The organism is Flavobacterium poyangense (assembly GCF_011751075.1).
Taxonomy (GTDB): Bacteria; Bacteroidota; Bacteroidia; order Flavobacteriales; family Flavobacteriaceae; genus Flavobacterium; species Flavobacterium poyangense.
Window position 1 is genome coordinate 65,497 of sequence record NZ_JAALLN010000002.1, and the last position, 25,682, is coordinate 91,178.

General features: G+C 36.1%; 21 protein-coding genes. 10 read left to right on the top strand and 11 right to left on the bottom strand.

Annotation, left to right across the window (positions count from 1 at the left end):
- Positions 1 to 322: 322 nt before the first annotated feature.
- The 8 genes from G3A47_RS05235 (at position 323) to G3A47_RS05270 (ending at position 11,253) form a co-directional block, all read left to right on the top strand.
- Positions 323 to 3,478, top strand: a complete 3,156-nt coding sequence (locus G3A47_RS05235) for a SusC/RagA family TonB-linked outer membrane protein (RefSeq protein WP_166921126.1) — start codon at positions 323 to 325, stop codon at positions 3,476 to 3,478.
- A gap of 11 nt (positions 3,479 to 3,489) precedes the next feature.
- Complete coding sequence (locus G3A47_RS05240) at positions 3,490 to 5,019, top strand: SusD/RagB family nutrient-binding outer membrane lipoprotein (RefSeq protein WP_166921128.1); 1,530 nt, start codon at positions 3,490 to 3,492, stop codon at positions 5,017 to 5,019.
- Between the two features lie 14 nt (positions 5,020 to 5,033).
- Entirely contained in the window at positions 5,034 to 6,353 is a 1,320-nt protein-coding gene (locus G3A47_RS05245) for a gluconate:H+ symporter (RefSeq protein ID WP_166921130.1), read from the top strand.
- A gap of 4 nt (positions 6,354 to 6,357) precedes the next feature.
- Positions 6,358 to 6,825 carry a RidA family protein gene (locus G3A47_RS05250; protein WP_166921132.1) on the top strand — a complete coding sequence of 156 codons (468 nt, stop codon included), beginning with the start codon at positions 6,358 to 6,360 and terminating at the stop codon, positions 6,823 to 6,825.
- 529 nt (positions 6,826 to 7,354) lie between these two features.
- A complete protein-coding gene (locus G3A47_RS05255) occupies positions 7,355 to 8,386 on the top strand; it encodes a sugar kinase (protein ID WP_166921133.1) in 1,032 nt (343 codons plus the stop codon).
- 12 nt (positions 8,387 to 8,398) lie between these two features.
- Positions 8,399 to 9,046: a bifunctional 4-hydroxy-2-oxoglutarate aldolase/2-dehydro-3-deoxy-phosphogluconate aldolase gene (locus G3A47_RS05260; RefSeq protein WP_166921135.1), complete on the top strand. Its 648-nt coding sequence runs from the start codon at positions 8,399 to 8,401 to the stop codon at positions 9,044 to 9,046.
- A 3-nt stretch (positions 9,047 to 9,049) separates the two neighbouring features.
- Positions 9,050 to 10,165, top strand: a complete 1,116-nt coding sequence (locus G3A47_RS05265; RefSeq protein WP_166921137.1) for a D-TA family PLP-dependent enzyme — start codon at positions 9,050 to 9,052, stop codon at positions 10,163 to 10,165.
- 17 nt (positions 10,166 to 10,182) lie between these two features.
- Positions 10,183 to 11,253 (top strand): dipeptidase, encoded by a 1,071-nt coding sequence (locus G3A47_RS05270; protein WP_166921138.1) that lies wholly within the window; start codon positions 10,183 to 10,185, stop codon positions 11,251 to 11,253.
- Here the strand turns inward: G3A47_RS05270 and G3A47_RS05275 are convergent.
- Positions 11,250 to 12,026 (bottom strand): DeoR/GlpR family DNA-binding transcription regulator, encoded by a 777-nt coding sequence (locus tag G3A47_RS05275; RefSeq protein ID WP_166921139.1) that lies wholly within the window; start codon positions 12,024 to 12,026, stop codon positions 11,250 to 11,252. The two genes, G3A47_RS05270 and G3A47_RS05275, sit on opposite strands and share 4 nt — an antisense overlap.
- Positions 12,027 to 12,216: 190 nt before the next feature.
- Between G3A47_RS05275 and G3A47_RS05280 the strand changes: the two genes are divergently transcribed.
- Positions 12,217 to 14,523, top strand: a complete 2,307-nt coding sequence (locus G3A47_RS05280; protein ID WP_166921140.1) for a family 20 glycosylhydrolase — start codon at positions 12,217 to 12,219, stop codon at positions 14,521 to 14,523.
- Between the two features lie 388 nt (positions 14,524 to 14,911).
- On the opposite strand, the gene G3A47_RS05285 is transcribed toward G3A47_RS05280, so the two are convergent.
- From G3A47_RS05285 to G3A47_RS05295, 3 genes are all read right to left on the bottom strand, one after another.
- Positions 14,912 to 15,658 carry a succinate dehydrogenase/fumarate reductase iron-sulfur subunit gene (locus G3A47_RS05285; protein WP_166921141.1) on the bottom strand — a complete coding sequence of 249 codons (747 nt, stop codon included), beginning with the start codon at positions 15,656 to 15,658 and terminating at the stop codon, positions 14,912 to 14,914.
- Positions 15,659 to 15,757: 99 nt separating this feature from the next.
- Complete coding sequence (locus G3A47_RS05290) at positions 15,758 to 17,758, bottom strand: fumarate reductase/succinate dehydrogenase flavoprotein subunit (RefSeq protein ID WP_166921142.1); 2,001 nt, start codon at positions 17,756 to 17,758, stop codon at positions 15,758 to 15,760.
- A 12-nt stretch (positions 17,759 to 17,770) separates the two neighbouring features.
- Positions 17,771 to 18,439, bottom strand: coding sequence for a succinate dehydrogenase cytochrome b subunit (locus tag G3A47_RS05295; RefSeq protein ID WP_166921143.1), 669 nt, complete (start codon positions 18,437 to 18,439; stop codon positions 17,771 to 17,773).
- A gap of 321 nt (positions 18,440 to 18,760) precedes the next feature.
- On the opposite strand from G3A47_RS05295, the gene G3A47_RS05300 reads away from it, so the two are divergent.
- Complete coding sequence (locus tag G3A47_RS05300) at positions 18,761 to 20,122, top strand: hydroxymethylglutaryl-CoA synthase family protein (protein WP_166921144.1); 1,362 nt, start codon at positions 18,761 to 18,763, stop codon at positions 20,120 to 20,122.
- 623 nt (positions 20,123 to 20,745) lie between these two features.
- Here the strand turns inward: G3A47_RS05300 and G3A47_RS05305 are convergent.
- The 7 genes from G3A47_RS05305 to G3A47_RS05335 form a co-directional block, all read right to left on the bottom strand.
- Positions 20,746 to 20,922, bottom strand: a complete 177-nt coding sequence (locus G3A47_RS05305; protein WP_166921145.1) for a hypothetical protein — start codon at positions 20,920 to 20,922, stop codon at positions 20,746 to 20,748.
- Between the two features lie 549 nt (positions 20,923 to 21,471).
- Positions 21,472 to 22,026, bottom strand: a complete 555-nt coding sequence (locus G3A47_RS05310) for a hypothetical protein (protein ID WP_166921146.1) — start codon at positions 22,024 to 22,026, stop codon at positions 21,472 to 21,474.
- 89 nt (positions 22,027 to 22,115) lie between these two features.
- Positions 22,116 to 22,868 carry a LytTR family DNA-binding domain-containing protein gene (locus G3A47_RS05315; protein ID WP_166921147.1) on the bottom strand — a complete coding sequence of 251 codons (753 nt, stop codon included), beginning with the start codon at positions 22,866 to 22,868 and terminating at the stop codon, positions 22,116 to 22,118.
- Between the two features lie 9 nt (positions 22,869 to 22,877).
- Positions 22,878 to 23,255, bottom strand: a complete 378-nt coding sequence (locus tag G3A47_RS05320; protein WP_166921148.1) for a nuclear transport factor 2 family protein — start codon at positions 23,253 to 23,255, stop codon at positions 22,878 to 22,880.
- A 26-nt stretch (positions 23,256 to 23,281) separates the two neighbouring features.
- Positions 23,282 to 23,719, bottom strand: coding sequence for a GNAT family N-acetyltransferase (locus G3A47_RS05325; RefSeq protein ID WP_166921149.1), 438 nt, complete (start codon positions 23,717 to 23,719; stop codon positions 23,282 to 23,284).
- Between the two features lie 15 nt (positions 23,720 to 23,734).
- Positions 23,735 to 24,412 carry a hypothetical protein gene (locus G3A47_RS05330; RefSeq protein ID WP_166921150.1) on the bottom strand — a complete coding sequence of 226 codons (678 nt, stop codon included), beginning with the start codon at positions 24,410 to 24,412 and terminating at the stop codon, positions 23,735 to 23,737.
- Between the two features lie 33 nt (positions 24,413 to 24,445).
- Entirely contained in the window at positions 24,446 to 25,306 is an 861-nt protein-coding gene (locus tag G3A47_RS05335) for a tetratricopeptide repeat protein (RefSeq protein ID WP_166921151.1), read from the bottom strand.
- Between the last annotated feature and the right edge of the window lie 376 nt (positions 25,307 to 25,682).

The following is a 25,682-nucleotide window of genomic DNA, read 5'->3' on the forward strand; positions in this document are numbered from 1 at the left end:
TGGGTGGTAGTATTTTTTTTTGTGCAGGAAATCATTTTTTATCACTTTTCACAGCAAAACACAACCGAATTCCCACAATCCTCACATTGTAAAAAAAAGCTTTCACAAAACCAAACACAAGATACAGTACTCCCTCTTATCCTAAATGGCACAACCCCAATAAACATCAGCTTTTTTCGAATAAAAAAATAAGAAGTAAAAAAAACTTGCAAAAATATTGCAATATTTTTGCAAAAATATTGCTTTAGCTGCAAATAAATTATATATATTTGAACACCTATCAAAACCAAAAAATCATTAAAGTAATGAAAACCAAATTATTATGAAAACCAGACTATTATCTCTAGCCTTAATTGGAGGAATGTTTTTTTCAGCAAATGCCCACGAGTTTGCAATAAAAAAGCATGTTTTAGAACAAAGCACCAATCAAATTGAAGTTACAGGAAAAGTAACAGGTCAAGATGATGGAATGCCAATTGCAGGAGCAACCATCTATGCAAAAAGCAATAACAAAATAGTAACTATTACTGATGAATCCGGAAATTTCAAAATAAAAGTTCCGGAAAACGAGACTGCAATTATCATAACTTATATGGGTTATGAAACAACAGAATATAACCTAGACCGCACTACAAATGTAACTATAAGCCTAAAACCGGCTGAAAATGTACTGGAGCAAGTTTTAGTAACTGCACTGGGTGTTAAAAAAAGCAGCAAAGCAATATCTTATGCCGTAACAGAACTTAAGGGAACCGAATTTACCAAAGCAAAAGAAACCAATATCACAAATGCTCTAGCCGGAAAAATTGCAGGTGTTAACGTAAGTGCCACCGCAACAGGACCAACAGGATCAACCCGAGTGGTGATTCGAGGAAATGGTTCCTTAAACGGAAACAACCAACCTATGTATGTTGTAAATGATTTACCTATAGACAACACCCAGCTGAACTTACCGGGAATAGGTAATGGACCAGGATCTCCAAGGATTAATGTAGACAGAGGAGACGGAACTTCGGTCATCAATCCGGACGATATCAAAAGTATTACCGTACTAAAAGGAGGAACAGCTGCAGCTTTATATGGCGCGAATGCCGCAAATGGTGTAATTTTAATTCAAACCAAAAGAGGAGCAGCACAAAAAGGAATCGGTGTAGATTATAATTCTTCTTTTACTTTTGAAACTCCATCAATCAAACCGGAATGGCAATACGAATACGGAGCAGGGGCATTAGGTAAAAAACCCACAACACAAGCCGAGGCCATAGAATTTGGACGTTGGTCCTGGGGAGCAAAAATGGACGGAACTGATGTCGTTCAGTTTGATGGTGTAAAAAGACCATACTCTCCTCAGAAAGATAATATTAAAAATTTCTACCAAACCGGAACAACCTTTATTAACTCTATCGCGCTATCCGGAGGTAGTGAAAAAGCATCCGGACGTCTTTCTCTTATGAATATGGACAATCAAGGTGTTGTACCTAATTCAAGTTTTAATCGCAAAAGTATTAACATAGCAACCAATGTCAACTTAACAGATTGGCTAAAATTTGATGTAGTCGCACAATACAACATTGACAAAACAGACAACAGAACAACCGTTTCTGATGCCGAAGCCAACCCGAACTGGGGAACTTATATGATAGCCAACACGGTCGATATTAGAAACCTATCTCCGGGATATGATGCAAATGGCAAAGAAATCGCCTGGAATCCTGTTGCCGTTGCTACCAACCCATACTTTGCCGTAAATCAAATTCAAAATAGCGACACCAAAAATCGTTTTATCGGAATGCTGAATGTAAAAGTAAACTTTACTCCGGAACTATTCCTTCAGGGACGAATCGGACAGGATTTTACCAATTATGATTTCTACGGTTATATCCCAAAAACCAGTTTAAACAACCCGGTTGGATACGGACAAGGTTCAAAAGTAAAATTATCAAATATCAACTCCGAAGCCATCCTAAATTACACCAAGAAAAACATCTACAAAGATTTCTCTTTAAATGCCTTACTTGGAGTAAATTCCAGAACTTCATTAAGAGACGAAATCAGAATAGACGGATCAAACTTTGTACTGGATAATTTTTACTCTTTAACCAACTTAGCCACTATAACGTACAGCTATCCTTATGGGAAAACCAAAACAAACTCAGTATACGCTGCAGCAGATCTGGATTATAAAAATGTTGTATTCTTAAACTTCACAGGACGTCAGGATTGGTTCTCTACCCTTTCAAAAGACAACAATACTATATTTTATCCATCTGTAGGAACAAGTGTTATCCTATCAGATATTGTTAAAATGCCGGAATGGGTTTCGTTCACTAAACTTAGAGCTTCCTGGGCACAAGTAGGTGGAGCAACTCCTGATCCATATGCTTTAAATCAATCTTATTCTATGATTCAGGGCGGACATAACGGTCAGCAATTACAAAGCACCACAGGATCAAGAGTTCCAAACTCAACGTTAAGCCCACTAACCTCTACCACAGTTGAGGTAGGTACTGACATCGGTTTCTTCAACAATCGCCTGAACCTTGATTTTGCATGGTATGATCGTTCCACAACCAATGATATTGTAGAAACAACAATTTCTAATGCATCGGGTGCCAGAACAGCCTTACTAAACCTTGGGAAAATGAAGAATACCGGAGTTGAATTCTTATTAAGCGGAAAAATCATCAATTCGGAAAACTTCTCATGGGATGCTACCATCAATGGATCTTACAACAAAAACACTGTTGAATCGCTTACAGGCCAATTAAATTCACTTACTATGGCAACCTCTGTAAACGGATATGTAACAATCAACAGTGATGTTAACCGCCCGTACAGTATCATCAAAGGTTACAAACCTCTTAAAGATGCAAATGGTAACACCGTTTATAATGTAAGCAATGGCACTGCAACTGTAGCACAAGGATCACTTGAAGAACTGGGACAAGGAGTTCATCCTTGGGCAGCAGGTATCAGTAATGAATTTAAATACAAATCCGTATCCTTCAGCTTTTTAATTGACGGAAAATTCGGAGGAGATCTATACTCCGGAACTGATTTGTACGGAACTCGTATGGGATTGACCAAACTAACTTTAGAAGGACGTGAAAACGGATTACCAATTTCAGGTGTTGACACCAATGGAAACCCGGTAAACATGGTTATCTCACCGGCAAACCTAAGAACCTACTATGATGGTTTAAGAAACATATCTTCTTATTTTGTCTACGATGCCAGTTTTGTAAAATTAAGACAGATTATTGTTGGTTATGAATTACCAATTGAAAAAATTGGATTTTTATCTAAACTTCAGGGAGCCTCTGTTTCTTTTATAGCAAGAAACCTGTTCATCCTTTACAAGAAAACACCAAACGTAGATCCTGAATCTGTATTTAGTGCCGGAAATGCACAAGGTGTAGAACAATTTGGGGTACCAAGAACAAGAAGTTTCGGACTAAGTTTAAACGTTAAATTTTAAAGAACCACATCATGAAAAAGAGAACTTATTTATATATAGCAGCCGTACTACTAGGTAGTATGACAGCCTGCACCAAAGACTTTGAAGAAATCAACACCAATCCTAATTCTGTTGAAGTCGCCAATCCTAATTTCATATTCAGTCAATCTCAACTTGATGGCTTAAACAACAGTTACTTCTTTACAAATGTTTTAGAATGTGGTGGTATGCTGCAACATTATGCTACTTACAAAGAAGCATCGGGTGTTGGAGACAAGTACCTGAACAATGAGGTTTATTTCTCAGCCTATTTCAACAGAGGATATCCAACCGCTATCAATGAGATTCAAACGGTAATCAATGCATTGAAGAATAGCCCAACCGATAGCAACAAATTGAACATCGCAAGAATCTGGAAAGCTTATATCTACCACCGTATGACCGATTTGTACGGAGACGTACCTTATACCGAGGCGGCAAAAGCTTATACGAATGAACATTTTCTTCCAAAATATGACACTCAGGAATTCATATACAAAGATCTCTTAAAAGAACTTGATGAAGCAGCAACTGCATTAGACCCTGCCAAAGTAAGTTTCGGAAAGGCCGATTTAATATATGATGGTAACATCGCGAAATGGAAGAAATTTTCTTATTCCTTAATGCTTCGTTTAGGTTTAAGACTAACAAAAGTTGACCCGGCTTTAGCCAAAACCTGGGTAACAAAGGCCATCGCCGGCGGAGTAATTATAAACGGAACCGACAATGCCCTTATGAAATATACAGACGGACCAAATGATTTCAACAGAAATCCGGCCGGTATAGATTCCAGAAGTCTTGATTTCGCAAAAGATTCCTTTGGTCAAAAAAACACAGAAGGCGGAAAACTAGCCAAAACCTTTATAGATGTGCTGCAAGCAACTGCTGACCCAAGAATCAGTGTTTATGCGGGCGTTTGGCAAGGAACAACACAGAATAATGCCGCTGATGTGCAAAAAGGTTTCCCTAACGGAACAAAAATAGCTCCGTCTGCAGCAGAACAAGGCACTTATTCTGAACCTAACCAAAGTACGGTTTTCAGATATGATGCTCCCTTAATGATTTTAGGTAATGCCGAAACACAACTTTATTTAGCAGAAGCAGCAATAAGAGGCTGGTATACTGCCGAAACCGATAAAGATTTATATGAAAAAGCTGTAAAAGCATCTTTCCTAAACATGGGAATCTACGGCCCAACTTATGCGATTACCGATGCAACACCTTATCTAACGGCAAATCCTTATAATGCAGCAGGAACTTTTGATCAGAAAATGAATCAAATACACTCTCAAATCTGGGTAGCTCTTTTTGTAGACGAACAGGAAATTTACTCCAACTGGAGAAGAACCGGATACCCCGCGTTAGTACCGGTAAACTTTCCCGGAAATGTCACAAACGGAACAATACCAAGACGTTTAAGATACCCTGTAAGCGAATATTCGGTGAATTCAGCTAACTTAGCTGAAGCCATCAAACGCCAGGGCGCAGATACGTTCACAACAAAAACATGGTGGGATAAATAATATAATAGAAATAAATGAGCATTTTAATTCTTACTGTCTGCATTGCTTTTTTAATCCTGCAAATCGCATGGTTTAAAATCAATCCTTTTATCGCATTTATAATAACAGCTTTATTAGCAGGCCTAACTTTGGGCCTGCCGATAGACACTTTATCTCAGACTGTACAAAAAGGTCTGGGCGAAATGTTGGGCTCCATAACTCTGATCATCGTTTTTGGAACCTGTATTGGTAAACTCACCGTTTCGTCCGGAGCAGCCAATGTGATAGCTAAAACTGTTATGGGATGGACAGGTAAAAAATACGTCCGTTTAGGCCTGATGATTACCGGTTTTATTGTAGGGATACCTCTATTTTATAGTGTTGGATTTGTTTTGTTAGTACCACTAATCTTTTCAGTAGCCCATCAATTTAAACTATCAAAAGTATATTTAGGAATTCCTATGCTTGCGTCACTTTCAGTAGCGCACGGTTTTTTGCCTCCACATCCGTCACCAATGGCATTGAGCAGTATTTTAAATGCTGACATTGGTCTTGTTTTGGTCTATGGAATTATAATCGCCATCCCAACTATTTTTATCGCAGGTTTATTGTTTTCAAATCTGCTGAAAAACATTAAAACAGAATCCAATCATGAAATTCTAAATGTAGAAGAAATTGCAAATGAAGGCAAACTTCCGAGTTTTTCGATTAGTTTATTTTCTGCATTATTTCCGGTCTTTGGATTAACAATAACATCATTATTGCCTTTATTTACAAAAAACGAAACAGCACTTAACATAGGCAAAACAATAGGCGAACCAAGCATGATCATGTTAATCTCGCTGTTGATTTGCACTTACACATTAGGTATACGCATGAACAGAAGCCTAAAGTCTGTAATGGATGATTACGCAGCTGCCATAAAAGATGTTGCCTTAATCGTTTTAATTGTTGGTGGCGCAGGAAGCTTAAAAGAGGTCATGATCGTCAGCGGCGTAAACAACACTATTGTTGCTGTACTAACACAAACAAACATACACCCCTACATATTGGCATGGCTAATGGCCGCAATAATCCGCGTTTGTGTTGGCTCTGCAACAGCCGCAGGCCTAATGACTGCCAGCGTTTTACTACCTTTACTACAAACCAATCATCTAGACCCCAATCTTTTAGTATTATCGGTAGGAGCCGGAAGCTTAATGTGCTCCCATGTAAACGATCCGAGTTTTTGGATGTTTAAGGAATATTTCAATATCAGCCTGAAAGATACTTTCAAATCATGGACTGTCATGGAATCCTTAGTATCGGTTTTAGGAATCATTTTCGTTTTTATTTTAAACTCAATTATACATTAATATCATGAATTTATTACCACAAGAAAAATTTGAAACACTAGGCTTATCATTACCACCGGCACCACAGCCACTTGGTATTTACAAACCTTATTTAGTTGATGGTAAATATTTATACCTCTCAGGACACGGTCCGGTTCGGGATGACAAATCCCTAATTATCGGAAGAATTGGCAACGAAATGGACATTGAAGAAGGAAAACTGGCCGCCAGACAAGTTGGACTGACCATGCTTTCTACCATTGTAACCAATTTTGGAAGTCTGAACAAAGTAAAAAGAGTTATCAAAGTACTTGGTATGGTGAATTGCACCGAAGATTTTTTAAGACACCCGTATGTAATTAACGGCTGCAGCGAATTGTTTGCTGAGGTTTGGGGTCAGGAAAACGGAATCGGAGTACGAAGCGCAGTAGGAATGGGCTCTTTACCGGACAATATCCCGGTAGAAGTAGAAGCCGTCTTTGAATTGTATTAAAAATTATTTGCCGCGAATTGCACTAATTTACACGAATTAACTCAACGCAACAATTTGTTTAATTCGTGGTTAAAAAATGCCACAGATTTCACAGATTCAAATGATTGAAAATTGTTTGTCGCAAATTAATTCAACGTAATCATTTGTGTAAATTAGTATAATTCGGGGCTAAAAAAGATGTCGCAGATTTCACAGATTCAAATGATTAAAAATTGTTTGTCTCAAATTAATTCAACGCAACGATTTGTGTAAATTAGTATAATTCGTGGCTAAAAAAACACCACAGATTTCACAGATTCAAATAATTGAAAATTGTTTGTCTCAAATTAATTCAACGCAATCATTTGTGTAAATTGGCGAAATTCGTGGCTTAAAAAAAATACCGCAGATTCAAATGATTAAAAGTTGTATGCCACGAATTGTTCGACTCCCCCGAGTTAATTAAATGCAATGATTTGCGATAATTAATTAAATTCGTGGCTATAACAAAAATTACTCAATCTGTAAATCTGTACAAAAAAACATAAAGATGAATACAAATACCTCACAAACAAAAATCGCAACTTTTGGCGAACTTTTACTCCGGATGCATGTTACCGACGGGTATCGTTTTACGCAAGCCAATGAAATGCGTGTTCATGTTGGCGGAGCCGAAGCCAATGTTTGTGTTTTACTTTCCCAATTAGGAATTCAAACAGATTATATTACGCGATTACCGCAAAATGATTTAGCACAACTGGCTTTAAACGAACTTCAGAAATACAAAGTAAACACTTCAAACTGCGTCTATGGCGGAGAACGTTTAGGACTCTATTTTGTCGAAGCCGGAAATCAAATCAGACAATCACAGGTTATTTATGACCGAAGCAATTCTTCTTTTGCTACCATTAAAGAAAACCAAATTGATTGGAACCACGTTTTGAATGATGCAACCCATTTTCACTGGTCCGGAATTAGTCCCGGTGTTTCTTATGAAGCCGCATTAGTTTGCGAGGAAGCCATTATAACCGCACATAAAAAAGGATTACCCATCTCATCTGATTTTAATTTCAGATCGAAATTATGGCAGTATGGAAAAAAACCGGCTGATATAATGCCGGAACTACTCCATTACAGTACCATTACCATTGCCGATTTAGATGCAATAGAAATTTACTTCGGAATAAAAACCGACCCAAACGAATCCGATGCTAATCGCTTTCAAAAGACATTCGAGTTGTTAAAAACAAAAATGCCTTTTCTGAAAACCCTTGCGATGAGTTTCAGAAAATCAGACGGCCCGGCACATTTATACAAAGGATTGCTTTTACATGAAAATCATTTTTACGAATCCGCAGAACATAAAATACAACTGGTGACCGATCAAATTGGTTCAGGAGATGCCTTTACTGCAGGTTTGCTTTACGGGCTTACCAATACCTTTTCTGGTCAGGATACCATAAATTGGGCAACAGCCTGTGGCGTAATCAAACAAAGTATACCGGGAGATTTTGCCATCAGCAACCCAACCGAAATAAGTCATTTTATCAAAAATGGCACAAGCAACAGAATCAACAGATAAATTTCCCCAAATATGTACAGCATTTTAAAAACACAAGGCGTACTTCCATTAGTAACTCAAATCAATATTCAAACTGCCGAAATCTTATTGAAATCAGCGGCAGATACCGGCATTAAAATCATCGAATTTGCAGCACGTTCCAATGATGCAAAGGAAGTTTTCAGCCAAATGATTGCGTTTAGAAATGCCAATAAACTGGACTTAAAAATAGCAGTCGGTTCTATTTTGACCTTAAATGATGCGCAAACCTATCATCAATTAGGAGCAGATTGCATTGTTTGTCCACATACCGATATTGAAATTGGTAAGTATTGCCAACAAAACAACGTGTATTGGATTCCCGGAGCTGCTACTCTAAACGAAATACTGCACGCTAATGCATTAGGTGCAGAAGTAGTAAAGCTGTTTCCTGCTGATAAAATTGGTGGCCCCGGATATGTAAAAGCCATAAAAGCTCCTTTTCCGGACTTAAAACTAATGCCTACCGGTGGTGTAACTTTAGAGGAAAGCAACTTAAAATCATGGTTTAAAGTGGGCGTTGTCTGCGTTGGAATTGGATCAAATTTATTTTCTAAAGAGCTCTTAGCGCAATTGACTTATGAAAAATCAGTTGAAGCCTTTCAAAATGTAATTGAAGTTATCGAAAAAACAAGAACCTGAATTATGGAAGAAAAATGGTGGAAAATAAATTCCGAAACACTAATCGACACTCCTTTTTTGGCCGTTCATGAAGATCGTCTGCAATACAATATCAAACAGCTGATTGCAGCTGTAAATGGTGATGTTCAGAAATTAAGACCACACATTAAAACACATAAAACCGGAGAAATCCTTGATTTGTTTAAAGTTTACGGCATAAACAAAATTAAATGCGCCACAATTGCCGAAGCTGAGCTCGCTGCAATTCATCGTATTTCGGATATTCTGTTAGCCTATCAGCCTATTGGAGTACGTCAGAAAAGATGGATTTCTCTAGTTCAGAAATACCCTTTTTCTGAATTTTCGACCATTGTTGACAACATTACATCAGCAAAAGAATTAAATGAAATTGCCAAAAAAGAACAATTACAACTTACAGTTTATCTGGATTTAAATACCGGAATGAACAGAACCGGAATTTCAATCACCGAGGACTGGTTGGCTTTAGCCGAAGAAATAGTTCAGCTAGAAAACCTTCATTTTGCCGGAATTCATATTTATGACGGCCATCTCAAAGGAAGTGTTGACCAACGAAAACTGGAAGCTTCGCATTCGTTTTCAATCATCAATCAAAAAATAGAGTCGCTACAGCAAAAGTTAAACCATAAATTAAAAATAGTCGCCGGAGGTTCTAATACATTTCCTTTTTATGCCGAGCAAACAAACGTAGAATGCAGTCCGGGTACTTTTGTTTTCTGGGATATTAATTACAGCCTTAATTTACCCGAACAAAATTTTAAACCCGCAGCTGTTCTTGTCGGAACGATTATTTCCAAACCGACTCCCTCAACATTCTGCATTGATATTGGTTACAAAGCAGTTGCTTCAGAGAATCCGATAGACAAACGATTAGTGATTTTGAATGATGAAAACTTAATCCCAACCTCACACTCAGAAGAACATTTAATTATAGAAAACCGTGGCAAAAACGAATATAAAATTGGCGATACTATTTACGCCATCCCCTATCACGTCTGCCCTACCTGCGCCCTTTATGAGACCGTTCAGATTGTCAATACCGAACATCAAATCTGCGATCAATGGCTTATTGAGGCACGCAACAGAAAAATTAGTATTTAAAATTTAAGATTCCCACTATGTTTATAATAGATGCCCATTTAGACCTGAGCATGAATGCAATGGAATGGAACAGAGATTTAAGAAATGATGTCAAAACATTACGTCATTTAGAAAAAGGAATGACCGACAAACCGGATCGCGAACGAGCAACAGTTTCCTTTCCTGATTTACGAAAAGGCAATATTGGCATTGTGGTTGCCACACAAATAGCACGTTTTGTAAAACCGGGCAGTATCATACCGGGTTGGAATTCACCTGAACAAGCCTGGGCACAAACACAAGGACAGCTAACCTGGTACAAAGCCATGGAAGAAGCCGGCGAAATGGTTGCTATTACAGATAAAAAATCGCTTCAGAAGCAAATTGACGTATGGAATGACGGCAGTCCAAACGATAAAAAACCTATCGGTTATATTCTAAGCTTAGAAGGTGCTGATTCGATTGTTGATATTTCTTATCTGGAAAAAGCATACAATTATGGATTGAGAGCTATTGGACCTGCACATTATGGGCCGGGACGTTACGCAAACGGAACAGATGCAACCGGAAAAATGAACCAAAACGGAATCGATTTATTAAAAGAAATGGAGCGTCTGAATATTATTCTCGACGCTACTCATTTATGCGATGATGCATTCTGGCAAGCTTTAGATCATTATAACGGTCCGGTTTGGGCCAGTCACAACAACTGCAGAAGCCTGGTAAACCATAACCGACAATACAGCGATGAAATGATTAAGGCATTAATTTCGAGAGGAGCTGTTATCGGCGGTGCTCTAGATGCCTGGATGCTGGTCCCGAATTGGGAAAGAGGAGTTTCTACGCCTTTAGGAACACAATGCAATCTGGAAACGGTTTTTAACCATATGGATCACATTTGTCAATTGGCCGGAAATACCAATCACATCGGCATAGGCTCTGATCTTGATGGCGCTTTTGGAACAGAACAAGGACCATACGACTTAGATACCATTGCCGATTTACAAAAACTGGTACTGATTTTTAAAGACAAAGGCTATTCTGACGAAGATCTAAAAAACATCTTTCATCAGAACTGGATTAATTTTTTAATGAAAAACTGGAATTAGATAAACTCTAAACTTGGAACTGCCTTCTTATACGATTGTAATTTTTCGTGATCGGGATCTACTTCGGTAACCACATAATCTACCTCGGATAAGCTGGCAATTTTCATTTTTAACACCGTATCTAATTTTTCAGAAATAGTTAAAATAGCTGTTTTTTGAGAAGCCTGGATCATTGCTTTTTTCACCTGAACCGTTTCCCAGTCAGAATCTGAGAAACCGCCTTCGATATCTAAAGCATTGGTTCCTAAAATCAATAAATCAACTTTAATATTCGCCAACTGATTGTAAACATCGCCACTCACACACATCTGGCTGTACGAAGAAATACTACCGCCAATCATTATAATTTTAACATTAGGCTTATCCAAAAGTTCAACAGCAGACAAAACAGTAACCGTAAAAATAGTCAAACTTAAATCATTCGGAATCAAACGGATAAACTCTCTGATTGTCGTTCCGCCTCCAATTAACAAAACCATCCCATCATGAAGAAGTCCTATCGTTTTTTGCGCAATAATTTGTTTCGACTCGCCGGCATAAGTTTGATTTGAGGAAGAGTGGTGGTACGCTTTGGTCATAGCACCGCCTTTAACTTTAATCAATAAGGACTCTGATTCGAGTTCATTAATATCTCGTCTCACGGTATCTTCCGAAACACATAACTTCACAGAAAGTGTTTCAAAACTTACGCGGGTATGCAGGTTAATTTCTTTTAGAATATGACTTTTACGTTCTTCCTTAGTATAATTTACTGCTTCATTATCATTACTCATGAAAATTCGTTTTTGTTACAACAAATGTAATCAATTAATGCAATAATATTGCGAAACAAAATATAACATGAAGTAATAAAAAAGTTAATCATACTATTTTAAAGACATTTAAGCCATCTTAGCTTTTGCATATTTTTTGCAAATAAAACCCTAAACAATATATTTGTTTTTAACTAATACAAACAAACCAATGAAAAAAAGGCTACTATTTTTTTTGATCTTTTGTTATTCTATCGGAAACGCACAGCATTCTTCTGAGAATAAGTCTATCATTCCGGCTCCAAACTACTATAAAACAACAGGTGATAGTATTCGCTTAAACGGACAAATCAAAGTTGTTTTCGAGGATAAGAAATTCAGTCCAAAAGAACTTAAAACGGCACAACTTTTTGAAACTGCCGTTAACGGAGGTTTACCTTCCAAAAAGAGTTCGATCGAAGTTCTCTTTACCGCCAAAAATCCTTCTGCTTCTCTAAATAAAGAAGCTTATAAGATAAGTATCACTTCAAAAAAAATCAGTGTAACCGGTTCTGAAGAAGGATTGTTTTATGCCGTTCAAAGCTTGCTGCAACTGCTACCGAATAAACTAACTGATAAAAAAGAAATAAAACTCCCTTGTGTCACCATCGAAGACGAACCTCGTTATTCTTATCGCGGTTTGCACTTAGATGTATGTCGCCATTTTTTCTCTACTGCCGTTATAAAAGATTTTATCAAACAAATGTCTTATTATAAATTGAATAATTTTCATTGGCATTTAACCGATGACCAGGGTTGGAGAATTGAGATAAAAAAATACCCAAAACTAACCGAAATCGGATCTAAAAGAGCACAAACCTTGGTAGGCAATAAATTCGAGAGATTCCCTCGTTTTTTTGACGGTAATCCTTACGGAGGTTATTATACACAAGAAGAAATCAAAGACGTTGTTAAATTCGCCGAAGCGCATTATGTAAACATCATTCCCGAAATCGAAATGCCGGGACATGCCACAGCCGCCGTTACCGCTTACCCAAATTTATCCTGTTTCCCGGATCGCACTTATAAAGTCATTGAATTCTGGGGTGTTTTTGAAGATATTTTTTGCGCCGGAAAAGAAGAAACGTTTACTTTTCTGGAAGATGTTCTGACCGAAGTTATCGCCTTATTTCCTAGTAAATACATTCATATTGGCGGAGACGAATGTCCAAAAGCAAGATGGGAAGTTTGTCCGAATTGCCAAAAAAGAATCAAAGATCTTGGATTAAAAAACGAACACGAATTACAAAGCTACCTAACAACACGAATAGAAAAATTCCTCAACGCAAACGGAAGACAAATTCTGGGCTGGGATGAAATGCTTGAAGGCGGGCTTGCTCCCAACGCAGCAGTAATGTCATGGCGTGGTGAATCCGGTGGAATTGCCGCCGCAAAACAAAACCATTTTGTAATCATGAATCCCGAACAAGTACTTTATCTGGATTATAATCAAGGTTATTCCCCGCAAGAGCCTCTAACCGTTGGTAGATTAATCACGGTCGACAAAATATACAATTACAATCCGACACCGGTAGACAGTTTAACAATCGATCAACAAAAATACATTATAGGTGTACAATCCAATCTTTGGTCGGAATATTTAACGAATCCGGCCAAATTAAACTACCAACTGTACCCCAGAATGTTTGCTTTGGCAGAAATTGCCTGGACACAACCTCAAAATAAAAATTACATCAATTTTACGCTAAATCAGATGCCTCATCATTTAGAAAAATTGGAAGCACAAAAAAGATTATACAAAGTTCCAACTCCATTTGGCTCAAATGAAACCGCTTTAATAGCTTCACAATACATATTGGATCTAAAACCAACAATCAAAAACGGGCAAATTTTTTATACCATAGACGGTTACAATCCTGACGAAACTGCCGTATTGTATGAAAAACCGACAACCATAAACATTCCAAAAGGAGAATATCGAATCATTAAAACAGTTCAGATTAGTCCGAGTGGCAGAAAAAGCTCTATCAACAAAATACTGGTTAGAAATCCTGACTTAAAACCGGCTTTAACCACAAAGCCAACCAAACAAGGTCTGAAATACGACTATTACACCGGAACTCTATTTCAACAAGTACAAGATTTAGAATTTGCCAAACCTGTTAATTCCGGTATTTTTGAAGGTACCATAAGCAGCGAAAAATGGAAAACAAAAACAGAGCGTTATATCGGCTTAAAATTCAGCGGATATATCTACGTTCCGGAAACGGCAAATTATACCATTTCGACCCTTTCAGATGACGGATCAAAGCTTTTTATAGACGATGAATTAATCGTTAACAATGACGACATTCATTGGTTAAACGAAGCCTACGGAGCAGTAAAACTTGAAAAAGGTTTTCATAAATTCAATATTTCTTATTTTGATCAGGTTGGCGGAACTGTCTTAAATTGTTTTATTCAACAGGAAGGGAAAGAAAAAGAAGAGATAAAAGCTTCTCAATTGTATTACGAATAAAATTGTGCGATGAGATAATGATTTACAACTATCTAATTAATTCAAGTTGCTAATTCATTATTTCTTTAATTGCAAATTATAAGCCGAATATAAACAATATAGTTTTTTTTTGAATTGCCTCCAGTTTAAACTGGAGGTAAAGAATTGATCACTAATAAAAAGGCTTCAGCCGAACTTTCGTTTGGCTGAAGCCTTTGTGCTTTTTTACTAAATAATCTCCAGTTAAAACTGGAGGCAATTGATAAAGACCATTTAAAAATTAGAGATTTTTCACTTCTCTCGCTTACTGTTCTTTTTTTAGACTAGTAACTTGAATTAATTATTAATTTATTAAACATAAAAAAAGGATCATAACGATCCTTTTTTTTATTTAAAACTATTTCTAGAATTATCCTTTCAAACTTGCTGCTAAATACTCACGGTTCATACGTGCTATATTCTCAAGAGAAATTCCTTTTGGACATTCCACTTCACAAGCTCCGGTGTTAGTACAGTTACCAAAACCTTCTAAATCCATTTGGTGTACCATGTTTAAAACACGATCTGTTGCCTCCACTTTACCTTGTGGCAATAATGCATATTGAGATACTTTTGCAGAAACGAACAACATTGCTGATGAGTTTTTACAAGTAGCCACACAAGCTCCACAACCAATACAAGCAGCAGCATCAAAAGATTTGTCTGCATCGTCTTTGTTAATCGGAATGGTGTTGGCATCAATTGTATTTCCTGAAGTATTTACCGAGATAAATCCTCCTGCATGTTGAATTCTGTCAAAAGAACTTCTGTCAACAACTAAATCTTTAATTACCGGGAAAGCTTTTGCTCTAAATGGTTCTATAAAAATCGTATCACCATCTTTAAACATACGCATGTGTAACTGGCAAGTTGTTACTCCTCTATCCGGTCCGTGTGCTTCTCCGTTAATAAACAAAGAACACATTCCGCAGATTCCCTCACGACAATCGTGGTCAAATGCTACCGGCTCTTCTCCTTTATTGATCAATTGCTCGTTAAGAACGTCAAGCATTTCAAGGAAAGACATATCCGGCTCGATTCCATCAATTGGATAAGCAACTATTCCTCCTTTATCTTGGGCGTTTTTTTGACGCCATATTTTTAATGTAAGTTTCATCTTTTTTTAAGTTTTAAAAGTTTTGAAGTCGAAAGTCAAAAGTCATAAAGTCAAAAGTATAAGGCTTTAGACTTTAGACTTTGGCCTTTTGACCAAAATCTATTTGTAACTACGCTGTACTAATTTAATATTTTCGTAATTCAGAGGTTCTTTGTGTAATACAGCATCGCTCGGTTTTCCTTTGTATTCCCAAGCTGCCACATAGGCAAAGTTATCGTCATCACGAAGTGCTTCTCCTTCTTCTGTTTGGTACTCCTCACGGAAGTGACCTCCACAAGATTCGTTACGGTGTAAAGCATCTTTCGCGAACAATTCTCCTAATTCTAAGAAATCGGCAACACGAGTTGCTTTTTCTAATTCCTGATTAAATTCGTTAGCACTTCCCGGTACTTTTACATCTTTATAAAACTCTTCACGTAAAGCGGCAATTTCTTCGATAGCTTCAGCTAAACCTTTAGCATTACGAGCCATACCTACTTTATTCCACATGATTTTTCCTAATTTTTTGTGGAAATAATCTACAGAATGTGTTCCTTTATTATTGATAAATTTCTCAATTTGATCTTTAACAGCTTTCTCAGCTTCTAAGAATTCCGGTAAATCTATAGAGATTTCTCCCATTTTAATATCCGGTGCAAGATAATCTCCAATCGTGTAAGGCAATACAAAATAACCATCAGCCAAACCTTGCATCAAGGCAGAAGCTCCAAGTCTGTTTGCTCCGTGATCTGAGAAGTTAGACTCTCCGATTGAGAAACATCCCGGGATTGTAGTCATTAAGTTGTAATCAACCCAGGTTCCACCCATTGTATAGTGAACCGCAGGATAAATCATCATTGGTGTTGTATATGGATCTTCATCGACGATTTTGTAATACATCTGGAATAAGTTTCCGTATTTACTTTTCACGATTGCAGCTCCTAATTTAGTAACCAAAGCAACATCTTTATCATCTAAACCTTTCACATAAGCATCTTCAGTTCCGTAACGTTTAATTGCTGCTGCGAAATCTAAGTAAACTGCTTCACCCGTTTTGTTAACTCCAAAACCGGCATCACATCTTTCTTTTGCAGCACGAGACGCAACGTCACGTGGCACTAAGTTACCAAAAGCAGGATATCTTCTTTCTAAGAAATAATCTCTTTCACTTTCTGATAAATCAGTCGCTTTTTTCTTTCCTTCACGAATTGCTTTCGCATCTTCCAGTTTTGCAGGAACCCAAATACGACCGTCATTACGTAACGACTCAGACATCAAAGTCAGTTTTGACTGGTGATCTCCTGAAACCGGAATACAAGTTGGGTGAATTTGCGTATAACAAGGATTAGCAAAAAATGCTCCTTTTTTATGTATTTTCCAAGCTGCTGTAGCGTTACTTCCCATAGCATTTGTTGACAAGAAAAACACGTTTCCGTATCCTCCTGAACCAATTACTACCGCGTGAGCAGAATGTCTTTCTATTTCTCCTGTAATCAAATTACGAGCGATAATACCTCTCGCTTTTCCGTCAACGATTACAATGTCAAGCATCTCGTGACGGTTGTACATTTTTATTTTTCCACGACCAATCTGACGGTTCATTGCAGAATAAGCTCCTAACAATAATTGCTGTCCGGTTTGTCCTTGTGCATAAAAAGTACGAGAAACCAAAGTTCCTCCAAAAGAACGGTTATCTAATAATCCGCCATATTCACGAGCCAACGGAACTCCTTGAGCCACACATTGGTCAATAATATTAGCAGAAACTTCAGCCAAACGGTGAACGTTTGCCTCACGTGCGCGGTAATCTCCACCTTTTACAGTATCATAGAACAATCTGTAAACAGAGTCACCGTCACCTTTATAATTTTTTGCCGCATTGATACCACCTTGTGCAGCAATAGAGTGCGCACGTCTTGGTGAATCCTGAAAGCAAAATGCTTTTACGTTATATCCTAATTCAGCCAAAGTAGCCGCAGCAGAACCTCCAGCTAAACCTGTTCCAACTACAATAATATCTAAATTACGTTTATTAGCAGGGTTTACTAAATTAATGTGATTTTTATAATCTGTCCATTTGTCCGCAATTGGACCTTTTGGGATTTTTGAATCTAATGCCATTATATAATGATATTAATTATTGATGAAATGATGAACTAAAGCGATTATCACGAAAAGTGCCGGTACTACAACCGCAAATCCATAACCGATTTTACTTAAGAATCTTGAATATTTGTTGTGCATCCCCACTGATTGAAGAGAAGAGCTGAATCCGTGCCAAAGGTGAAAACCTAAAAGAACGAAAGACACACAGTATATTCCTGTACGAATTGGATCGTGAAATTTGTGAACTAACTCACCATAATATCTTGTAGCATCCGGAGCAGTTCCAACTATATACTTATAGGAAACTTCAGGAAACCAGAAATCATAAAAATGCAATCCTAAGAAAGCTAAAATAACCAGTCCAGAAATAATCATATTTCTTGAAGTCCAAGAAGCATTTGCCGCTCCATTGTATTTTGCGTATGCAATTGGTCTTGCTGCGCTATTTTGTGCTGTCAATATAAATCCCATTACGAAGTGGAAAATTACACCAACTGCCAAAACAGGCTGCATTACATATTGTATCAGCGGATTGTATCCCATAAAGTGAGAAGCTTCGTTAAAAACGTCTACACTAATAATAGAAATAAAATTTAAGGAAACATGCAGCGCTAAAAACGTGATTAAGAATATTCCCGAAAGAGCCATAGCCACTTTCTTTAAGATGGAAGCATTCAATAGTGCAGATTGTGCCATAAGAGTTTAAGTAGTTTGTTTTAAAAAATTATACAAAAATAAAGCAATTAGACATCAACTACAACCATTTCGCTCTTATTTATAATGATTTTAAAGAGCTTTCCCCTCGATTATTGCAAATTATTTAAAAACAAGAAAATAGATTTTTTTTGCAAGCCATTTTAACAAATTACTCGTTTTTATATAATTACCAAATTGTTATTTTTTACCGCCTTTTGATTTGTTTTCCTCAAAAATAAAGTTCACAAGAATTTTACTGTCTCAAAACAACTAAATTCTAACAGCATAATTTTACCTTTATCGGCTTCAAAAAAAATGAGAATGAAAACAGGAATTGACGCTATCTCTTTTGATGTAGCCAACATACACTTACCTATCAAAACTTTGGCAGTTGCCAGAAATATAGAACCCGAAAAATTAGAAAAAGGACTTGGGTTAATCAAAATGACTTTACCGGATGCACACCAGGATGCAGTAGTTTTTGGAGCAAATGCTTTAACCAAACTAATTACCGAAAACCAAATAAACCTAAACGAAATCAGTCGGATTTATGTAGGGACCGAAAGTGCTATCGATAGCTCTAAACCTATTAGTTCTTTCCTGATTGCTTTAATGGAACAAAAGTTTGGCGAAGATGTTTTAGCCGAATGTGATGTGGTTGATTTTACTTTTGCCTGTATTGGTGGTGTTGACGCCCTACAAAACTGTATTGACTTTGTAAAACTGAATCCGACTAAAAAAGCGATTGTAGTTACAACCGATTTTGCCAAATACGACTTAAATTCAACAGGAGAATATACACAAGGGGCCGGAGCTTTGGCTATGTTGGTAACTTCAAACCCAAGAATTATTGCTTTTGACGAAAATTGGGCTACCAGTACCAAAGGTGTTTTTGATTTTTTCAAACCCTATAGAACTATCTCCAAACAAGCGATTACACAAAACAACAATAACGACTCCTGGTTTGACAACTTAGAATGCGAAATCGAAATCCACAAAGACCAACCGGTTTTTGATGGCCAGTATTCGAATCAATGTTATATGGATCGTACTCGATCTGCCTACTTTTCATTCAAGAAATTGAAAAACACAACCGAAACTTTATACAATTCCTGGAACTGTATTATCATGCACTTGCCTTATTCTTTTCAGGGAAGAAGAATGTTGTCGGAAATTTATGCTTTAGATCATGCCGATAAAATCATTGCTGATGATAGTACACCCGCAGATTATCAAACTAAAATTAAAGAAGTAGCAAAATCTGATGACTATAGAAATTTTGTAAAGGAGAAATTACAACCCGCAGAATTAGCTTCTTCTTTAATCGGAAATCTTTATACAGGTTCTATTTTCATGGGATTATTATCGACTCTGGCACATTATTATGATACTAAAAAAGAAATTTCGGGAACAAAATTTGGTTTCTTAGCCTACGGAAGCGGTTCTAAATCAAAAGTTTTTGAAGGAACAATTCAACCCGAATGGCAATCGGCTTTAGCCAAAACCAAACTTTTTGAAAATTTAGAGCAAAGCACAGAAATTGATTTCGAGACTTACGAAAGACTTCATAAAAAAGAACAAAAAGAAAGTATCAGAACTCCAAAACAAGAATGGGTTTTAGATCGAATCGAAAAAGAAATCCCAGTTTTAATTGGGGCCAGGTATTATAAATGGGTGGATTAAAATTTTAAATTTCAATTAAAAAATTCCAAATACCAACAAACAGGAAACAACCCCTGTCATTTCGAAGGAGACTCGAGCGATAGCGAATAGACGAAGTAAATAACACCAGTAATTCGACAAAGATTGACGACATTCTTTGCGGAGTCTCATCTCATATGTGATTCTTCATTCTTCGGAATGACAATTGTTACTTGTTATTGGTTAGAATTACAGAGTTGTCGCATAAACCCGCCTCCCCTGTCATTCCGAGGCACGAGGAATCACACCGGTAATTCGACAAAGATTGGCGGCATGCTGGCTGGAGTTTCTTGTGTGATTCCTCATTCTTCGGAATGACAATTGTTGCTTGTTATTGGTTAGAAGTACAGAGTTGTCGCATAACCCCACCTCCCCTGTCATTCCGAGGTACAAGGAATCGCACCAGTAATTCGACAAAGATTGGCGACATACAGGCCGGAGTTTCTAGTGTGATTCCTCATTCTTCGGAATGACAATTGTTGCTTGTTATTGGTTAGAATTAAAGAGTTGTCGCATAAGCCCGTCTCGTCTATCAATTCCGAAGGATGACAAAACTGACGTTTTTTACACCCTGTAAACATTACAATAACAATCGAAGTGCCCCATCAATCCTTCTTATGCTGTTCTGTATAATGCTGATTTCCTTTGATTCTTGTATCTTCGATATTCATTCCGCTTGCCATTCCGAGCATGAAAGCAGTCATTATTAAAATTACTTTTCTTTTTACCCAATGAAGTGGTCGCTTAGATTGCTCTAAACGTGTTTTATTTTGTTTATACATTTTGAAAATGATAAATGATTAGACATTATAATATCATCTTATGCTTTGATATAGCATAAATGCTCAGAAAAAAGATCCCTTAAGCGCTGTATAAACTTTTATGAAAATGGTTTGAAATAATTCTTTCATTCACAAAAACGGATTGTTTTATAAATGAATTTATATTCTGATGAAGAAGCTCACATAATCTTAAAACAGTTCGGGTTCGTAAACTAAAACCGTCCCTGAACTGAAAAAAGCTGAAAAGTATTAAAAACGAGACTCTCCCAACACTTTTGGTCTGAATAAATTTAAATAACCGAAGCGTTTTGAAATCTGATTCTCTTCTAAATACAACATAAGAAAATTGATAATAGCCCGACAATTTGGGCTGAGAATTTAAAGTACCATCGCCCACAATCACGGCAAAAACCAAAAAGAGAGAAATTAGGTATTTTAAATATTTTTTCAATTTAGATGAATTGAACCGTTAAGTTTTAAGCAAACGAAAATACAAATTAAAACAAAATTTACAATTTCAATCGCCCCCTATTTACTGATCTCTTTTTTTCAATCTATAATTTTTTCTTCTTTTCTAAAAAGTAAAAAACCTAATCCTAAAACGAAAACCAAACAACTCAAAAACATATAAACTCCATTTTTTAAAACAAAAAAAGAAAAACCGATTGTTGGCGACGCCAGAACAACCATCAAAACACTTATGGTATGGGTACGAATAAAATGTATCGCATGTACAGACAACCCGACAAAAAGCAACGATGGGCCAATAGCAATAAACGGATAAAAAACTTCCGGCGTATTACTGATATGAACACTCAATTGTGATTGAGCAAGCACATCATCACCGAAACTCCCCATTACAAAGTCAATTGTACAAAGGCCAATATGAGCAATAACTCCCAAGGCCGTTATAAAGGAAGCGACAGCATTCAATCTGTTTTTAGGAAAAACATCATTAAAAGACAACAACAAACAAGCTCCAATTAAATTAAACCAATGCGCAAAATCGATTGGTTTTTGAAAATGAGGTAAAATTTTAGAAAATAATAAATAACTGATCAAAAAAAGTAGCAGTCCGATTAGGCAAATGTGTTTTGTTTTCATAATTAAGTTTAAAAATTAAGAAAGCAAAACTAGAGTAAGAAACCTGAGTAAGTGCCAATTTTATTGACTTAGGTACAAAACACAACCTTTTAGGTACGAAATTCTAATGCCCGTAAAATTTCTTTATAATTTTTAGAAACCGGGAGTTCAATTTGAGTAAGTGCAATCGTATTTTGATCTTTCCAGGAAATAAAATGCAGTGGATTTATCAAGTGCGAACGATGTATTTGAAGTAAAAAATCAAAATCCTGCTGTACTTTTTTAAGTGAACAACGAATTAATTTCGAACGAAGTTCAATATTCTCGATATAAAAAATCTCAACATAATTTTGAGCATTCGAAATACAAACCAAATCTGATTTTTTAATTCTCAAAATATCGAGTTTATTATCTCCTTTAAATAACAACATATCCTCTTTTACAGGAATCAGCTTAATCAAATACCTTCTTGCCAGAAGAAGCACCGGAGTTAAAATCAAAGCCACTTTGACAAATATTATAGCAACAAACTCCGTGAAACTATACCCACCATTTAAAATTGGACTTTTATAATAGGCATAAATCCCAATCAGATAGATCGAATAAAAAAAGATAATACTTATCGCTTCTAAGCCAATACTCCAATTTGATGTTTTCTCATAAACTCTTTTTTGAAGGATTGAAAGAATCGCATAACACAAAAAAGCCATCAAACTAAATCCGGCACTTATCAAAAACCAAGCTCTAAAATTTACAGTGCCATCATCAAAAGGTCTTATGATAAAGGCGAAGACAAAAAGCCAAACGCTAATCAGAATTCCAACTATCAAGTGGTGTTTTATGGATGGATTCAATTCTTTCATTGCAGTACCCTAACTTACATCAGTCAATCTGACAATTTTATTATCTAAAAATTCAAAAATAGATTTCCCTTTCAGACTTAATTCCTGGCCTGTTTTCATTCCGTTAGGAAAATCCATTCCAAGTACCGCATGATAATCGATTTCTATTTCAGTAACATTTTCCGAATGTGTGAACGTAGTGATTACCTGACGTCTTTTTGAAAAATATTTCTTTGCTTCCTCAGCCTGATTTCTAAATTCCTCCAATCCCGTCAAAATCATATTCACTTCGTTGTTCTGAACATTTTCAAAAACAATAGTCTTGTCAAAATCAATCATCATCTTATCAATATCAAATTGATTGTAACCTTCAATGTAGTTTGCAATTAAATTTTCTCTGTCAATCATACTATCAAAATATAGAATTTATAAAATTAATTAGAAATAGTAAACTTGTTGTGTGTCAAATCAAAACCTAAGTTTTCATAAATCAGAACATTCTCTACACGCTTCCGATTTGTGGCTACTTCAATACTTTTCAGATGATTCTGGCTCGCATAAAGCATTATTTTAATAATTAATTGACGGCCAATTCCCTGACCTCGACAACTTTTATCAATAAAAAACTCCTGAATTTCTCCTACTAAGCCACAATGATGCAAAAGTTTCTGTGTGTGAAAACTAATAAAACCTAAATACTCCTTTTCGTTTTCGGCGATCAAATAAACATTGTTGGGATTCGAAATGTTTTCATTGAAAATTTCTTCGAATATTTCGAAATCCAGAATTTCATTTTCGAGTTCACATATTGATTTGTAGACGAAGCCTAAATCTTGACTTTCAATTTTTCTGATTTTAATATTTAATTTCATAATGAGGCTAATTTTTCAATACATCCTGGAAAGGCTTGCAGTTCCATTACCAATCTTCATTAATTCTTCTGTATTCACTAGCCATTCTAATGTTATAAATTTCGAACAATCATTCTTCAGTTCATTAGACCAGTCAATTAAAATAGCTGCTCCACCGTTTTTAATTTCATCTTTAACAAATTTATATGTTTTAGCGAAGTATAAAGCCCCTTCTCCTCTTAAGTCAAAAACTATATTTCTTGTTTTTGAAAAAACCGAACATAACGAAAGCCGTTTCTGCTGACTCGTATCAAGATTTTTTACCTTGTCTTTTTTAGCAAAAGCATCTATTGCAAAAATTTCAGATAGGAATACACTATTTAAATTTGCATTTTTTCTTAGATATCTATTTACCGTAACCGGATTAAATATTCTTTTAAAAGTTGATTCATGAAAAGGCTCAGCAAAAGTCAAAGGTTTTATTATCCTAACATTTTCATGCTGTACTTTCCCCGTAAATATAGCGGTCAATTGTTCTTTCAGAATATCAAAAAAAGGCCCCGCTTGCAAATAAATAATAACAACCTCTCCTTCTCTTAGCTCAAAGGGCGGTATATAATATTGATCCGTTTTTATTCCTTTACTTTCAATTAATAGTTCCTGCATTTCATCTAAATAAAAATCATTTAATATAAGCCTATATAAAGATTGCACAATTCCAGATTTAAACCTTTTGCAAATAAAAAATCAATTACTTTTATCTTTCAAATTTAACTCAGATTTCATTTGACCTACTAAATTTTTAAAAGTTGGATTATTTAACAAATAAGCACTCGATTCTGAAAGCCAACTTTCAAAATTTTTAACATCTTTCTTTAAATAATAACCTTGCAGAATATTGTATGCCCCCTCACCTTTGTACGTTTCGTTTTTAACTTCCTTAAAAACTTTGCGGCAAATGTTTTTTGCTGCTTCCAAATCATCACTTTTCACTTCTGCATAAATCAACTCTTTATTAGTATAAGCATCAAATGGATTTTGCTTTAAAGCTTTTTGCAAAACTGTTATTGCATCCGGATAACGCTTAAGACAATTATAAGAAAAGCCCAATTCAACCTGAAGTCCTTTATAATCTGGATTGATTTTATCTGCTTTTTCTAAATACTCCAAAGCTTTTTCACATTCATTCCAACCATTATACATATAACCCCACTTATAAAGCCGTTCTATAGAACCTTCATTTGTCTTATAATTTTTAAGCCAATCCGGTTCTTTTGCAATTTCTAATTCTGTATATTTTGATTCAGGAATAAATGCTATTAAATTATTATTTGGCTGCAATCTGTATTTCATTAAGCTTTGCCTCTCAATTTTCGTTGGCATAAATCTCCCTTTCTCGTCTATTTTAAAAGTTCCTGCATAATCTAAAGTTAATCCGGCTTCCGAATCTATATAGACAAATCCATATGGATAACTCCCTGTGCTATCAGCTGGAAAAGCAACCCATCTGTCTTCACTTTGAACATACCTTTTATCAAACTGAATCTGACTATGAGCAGAAGGGATTAACGAAAAAATCAAAAATAGCAGTGTAAAAAGTTTGTTCATGATTTCTTTTTATGGTTTTATGCAAGCGAAAATACTAATTATAAAGGATCATTCTTACAAAATTTTAAAAAACAATCTAATAAAAGGTAGAGTCGAATCTGAATAATTATCATAAAACTAAAAGACTCTAGTGCAAAACCTCACAATTTTCTATTATCGCCATAATATTGTCATTCCGAAAAATGAGGAATCACACGAGAATCCGCAAAGAAAATCGCCAATCTTTGTCGAGCTGTTGGTGTGATTCCTCATTCTTCGGAATGACATACAGTGGCGAAAAACTTTGCGTCTTCGCCGCTTTGCGAACAAAACACTGCACACTTTGCGTACCACGATAGTTATATACTTTGCACCCTTTGCGGTTAAGTCCCTCCCT

What these genes read in the sequence shown, in the direction of transcription:
- G3A47_RS05305 (WP_166921145.1), bottom strand. Translation starts at nt 20,922, where the DNA reads ATGTATAAACAAAATAAAACACGTTTAGAGCAATCTAAGCGACCACTT.
- G3A47_RS05250 (WP_166921132.1), top strand. Translation starts at nt 6,358, where the DNA reads ATGAATTTATTACCACAAGAAAAATTTGAAACACTAGGCTTATCATTA.
- G3A47_RS05310 (WP_166921146.1), bottom strand. Translation starts at nt 22,026, where the DNA reads ATGAAAACAAAACACATTTGCCTAATCGGACTGCTACTTTTTTTGATC.
- G3A47_RS05235 (WP_166921126.1), top strand. Translation starts at nt 323, where the DNA reads ATGAAAACCAGACTATTATCTCTAGCCTTAATTGGAGGAATGTTTTTT.
- G3A47_RS05285 (WP_166921141.1), bottom strand. Translation starts at nt 15,658, where the DNA reads ATGAAACTTACATTAAAAATATGGCGTCAAAAAAACGCCCAAGATAAA.
- G3A47_RS05270 (WP_166921138.1), top strand. Translation starts at nt 10,183, where the DNA reads ATGTTTATAATAGATGCCCATTTAGACCTGAGCATGAATGCAATGGAA.
- G3A47_RS05295 (WP_166921143.1), bottom strand. Translation starts at nt 18,439, where the DNA reads ATGGCACAATCTGCACTATTGAATGCTTCCATCTTAAAGAAAGTGGCT.
- G3A47_RS05255 (WP_166921133.1), top strand. Translation starts at nt 7,355, where the DNA reads ATGAATACAAATACCTCACAAACAAAAATCGCAACTTTTGGCGAACTT.
- G3A47_RS05245 (WP_166921130.1), top strand. Translation starts at nt 5,034, where the DNA reads ATGAGCATTTTAATTCTTACTGTCTGCATTGCTTTTTTAATCCTGCAA.
- G3A47_RS05315 (WP_166921147.1), bottom strand. Translation starts at nt 22,868, where the DNA reads ATGAAAGAATTGAATCCATCCATAAAACACCACTTGATAGTTGGAATT.
- G3A47_RS05300 (WP_166921144.1), top strand. Translation starts at nt 18,761, where the DNA reads ATGAAAACAGGAATTGACGCTATCTCTTTTGATGTAGCCAACATACAC.
- G3A47_RS05265 (WP_166921137.1), top strand. Translation starts at nt 9,050, where the DNA reads ATGGAAGAAAAATGGTGGAAAATAAATTCCGAAACACTAATCGACACT.
- G3A47_RS05275 (WP_166921139.1), bottom strand. Translation starts at nt 12,026, where the DNA reads ATGAGTAATGATAATGAAGCAGTAAATTATACTAAGGAAGAACGTAAA.
- G3A47_RS05280 (WP_166921140.1), top strand. Translation starts at nt 12,217, where the DNA reads ATGAAAAAAAGGCTACTATTTTTTTTGATCTTTTGTTATTCTATCGGA.
- G3A47_RS05320 (WP_166921148.1), bottom strand. Translation starts at nt 23,255, where the DNA reads ATGATTGACAGAGAAAATTTAATTGCAAACTACATTGAAGGTTACAAT.
- G3A47_RS05325 (WP_166921149.1), bottom strand. Translation starts at nt 23,719, where the DNA reads ATGAAATTAAATATTAAAATCAGAAAAATTGAAAGTCAAGATTTAGGC.
- G3A47_RS05335 (WP_166921151.1), bottom strand. Translation starts at nt 25,306, where the DNA reads ATGAACAAACTTTTTACACTGCTATTTTTGATTTTTTCGTTAATCCCT.
- G3A47_RS05240 (WP_166921128.1), top strand. Translation starts at nt 3,490, where the DNA reads ATGAAAAAGAGAACTTATTTATATATAGCAGCCGTACTACTAGGTAGT.
- G3A47_RS05290 (WP_166921142.1), bottom strand. Translation starts at nt 17,758, where the DNA reads ATGGCATTAGATTCAAAAATCCCAAAAGGTCCAATTGCGGACAAATGG.
- G3A47_RS05260 (WP_166921135.1), top strand. Translation starts at nt 8,399, where the DNA reads ATGTACAGCATTTTAAAAACACAAGGCGTACTTCCATTAGTAACTCAA.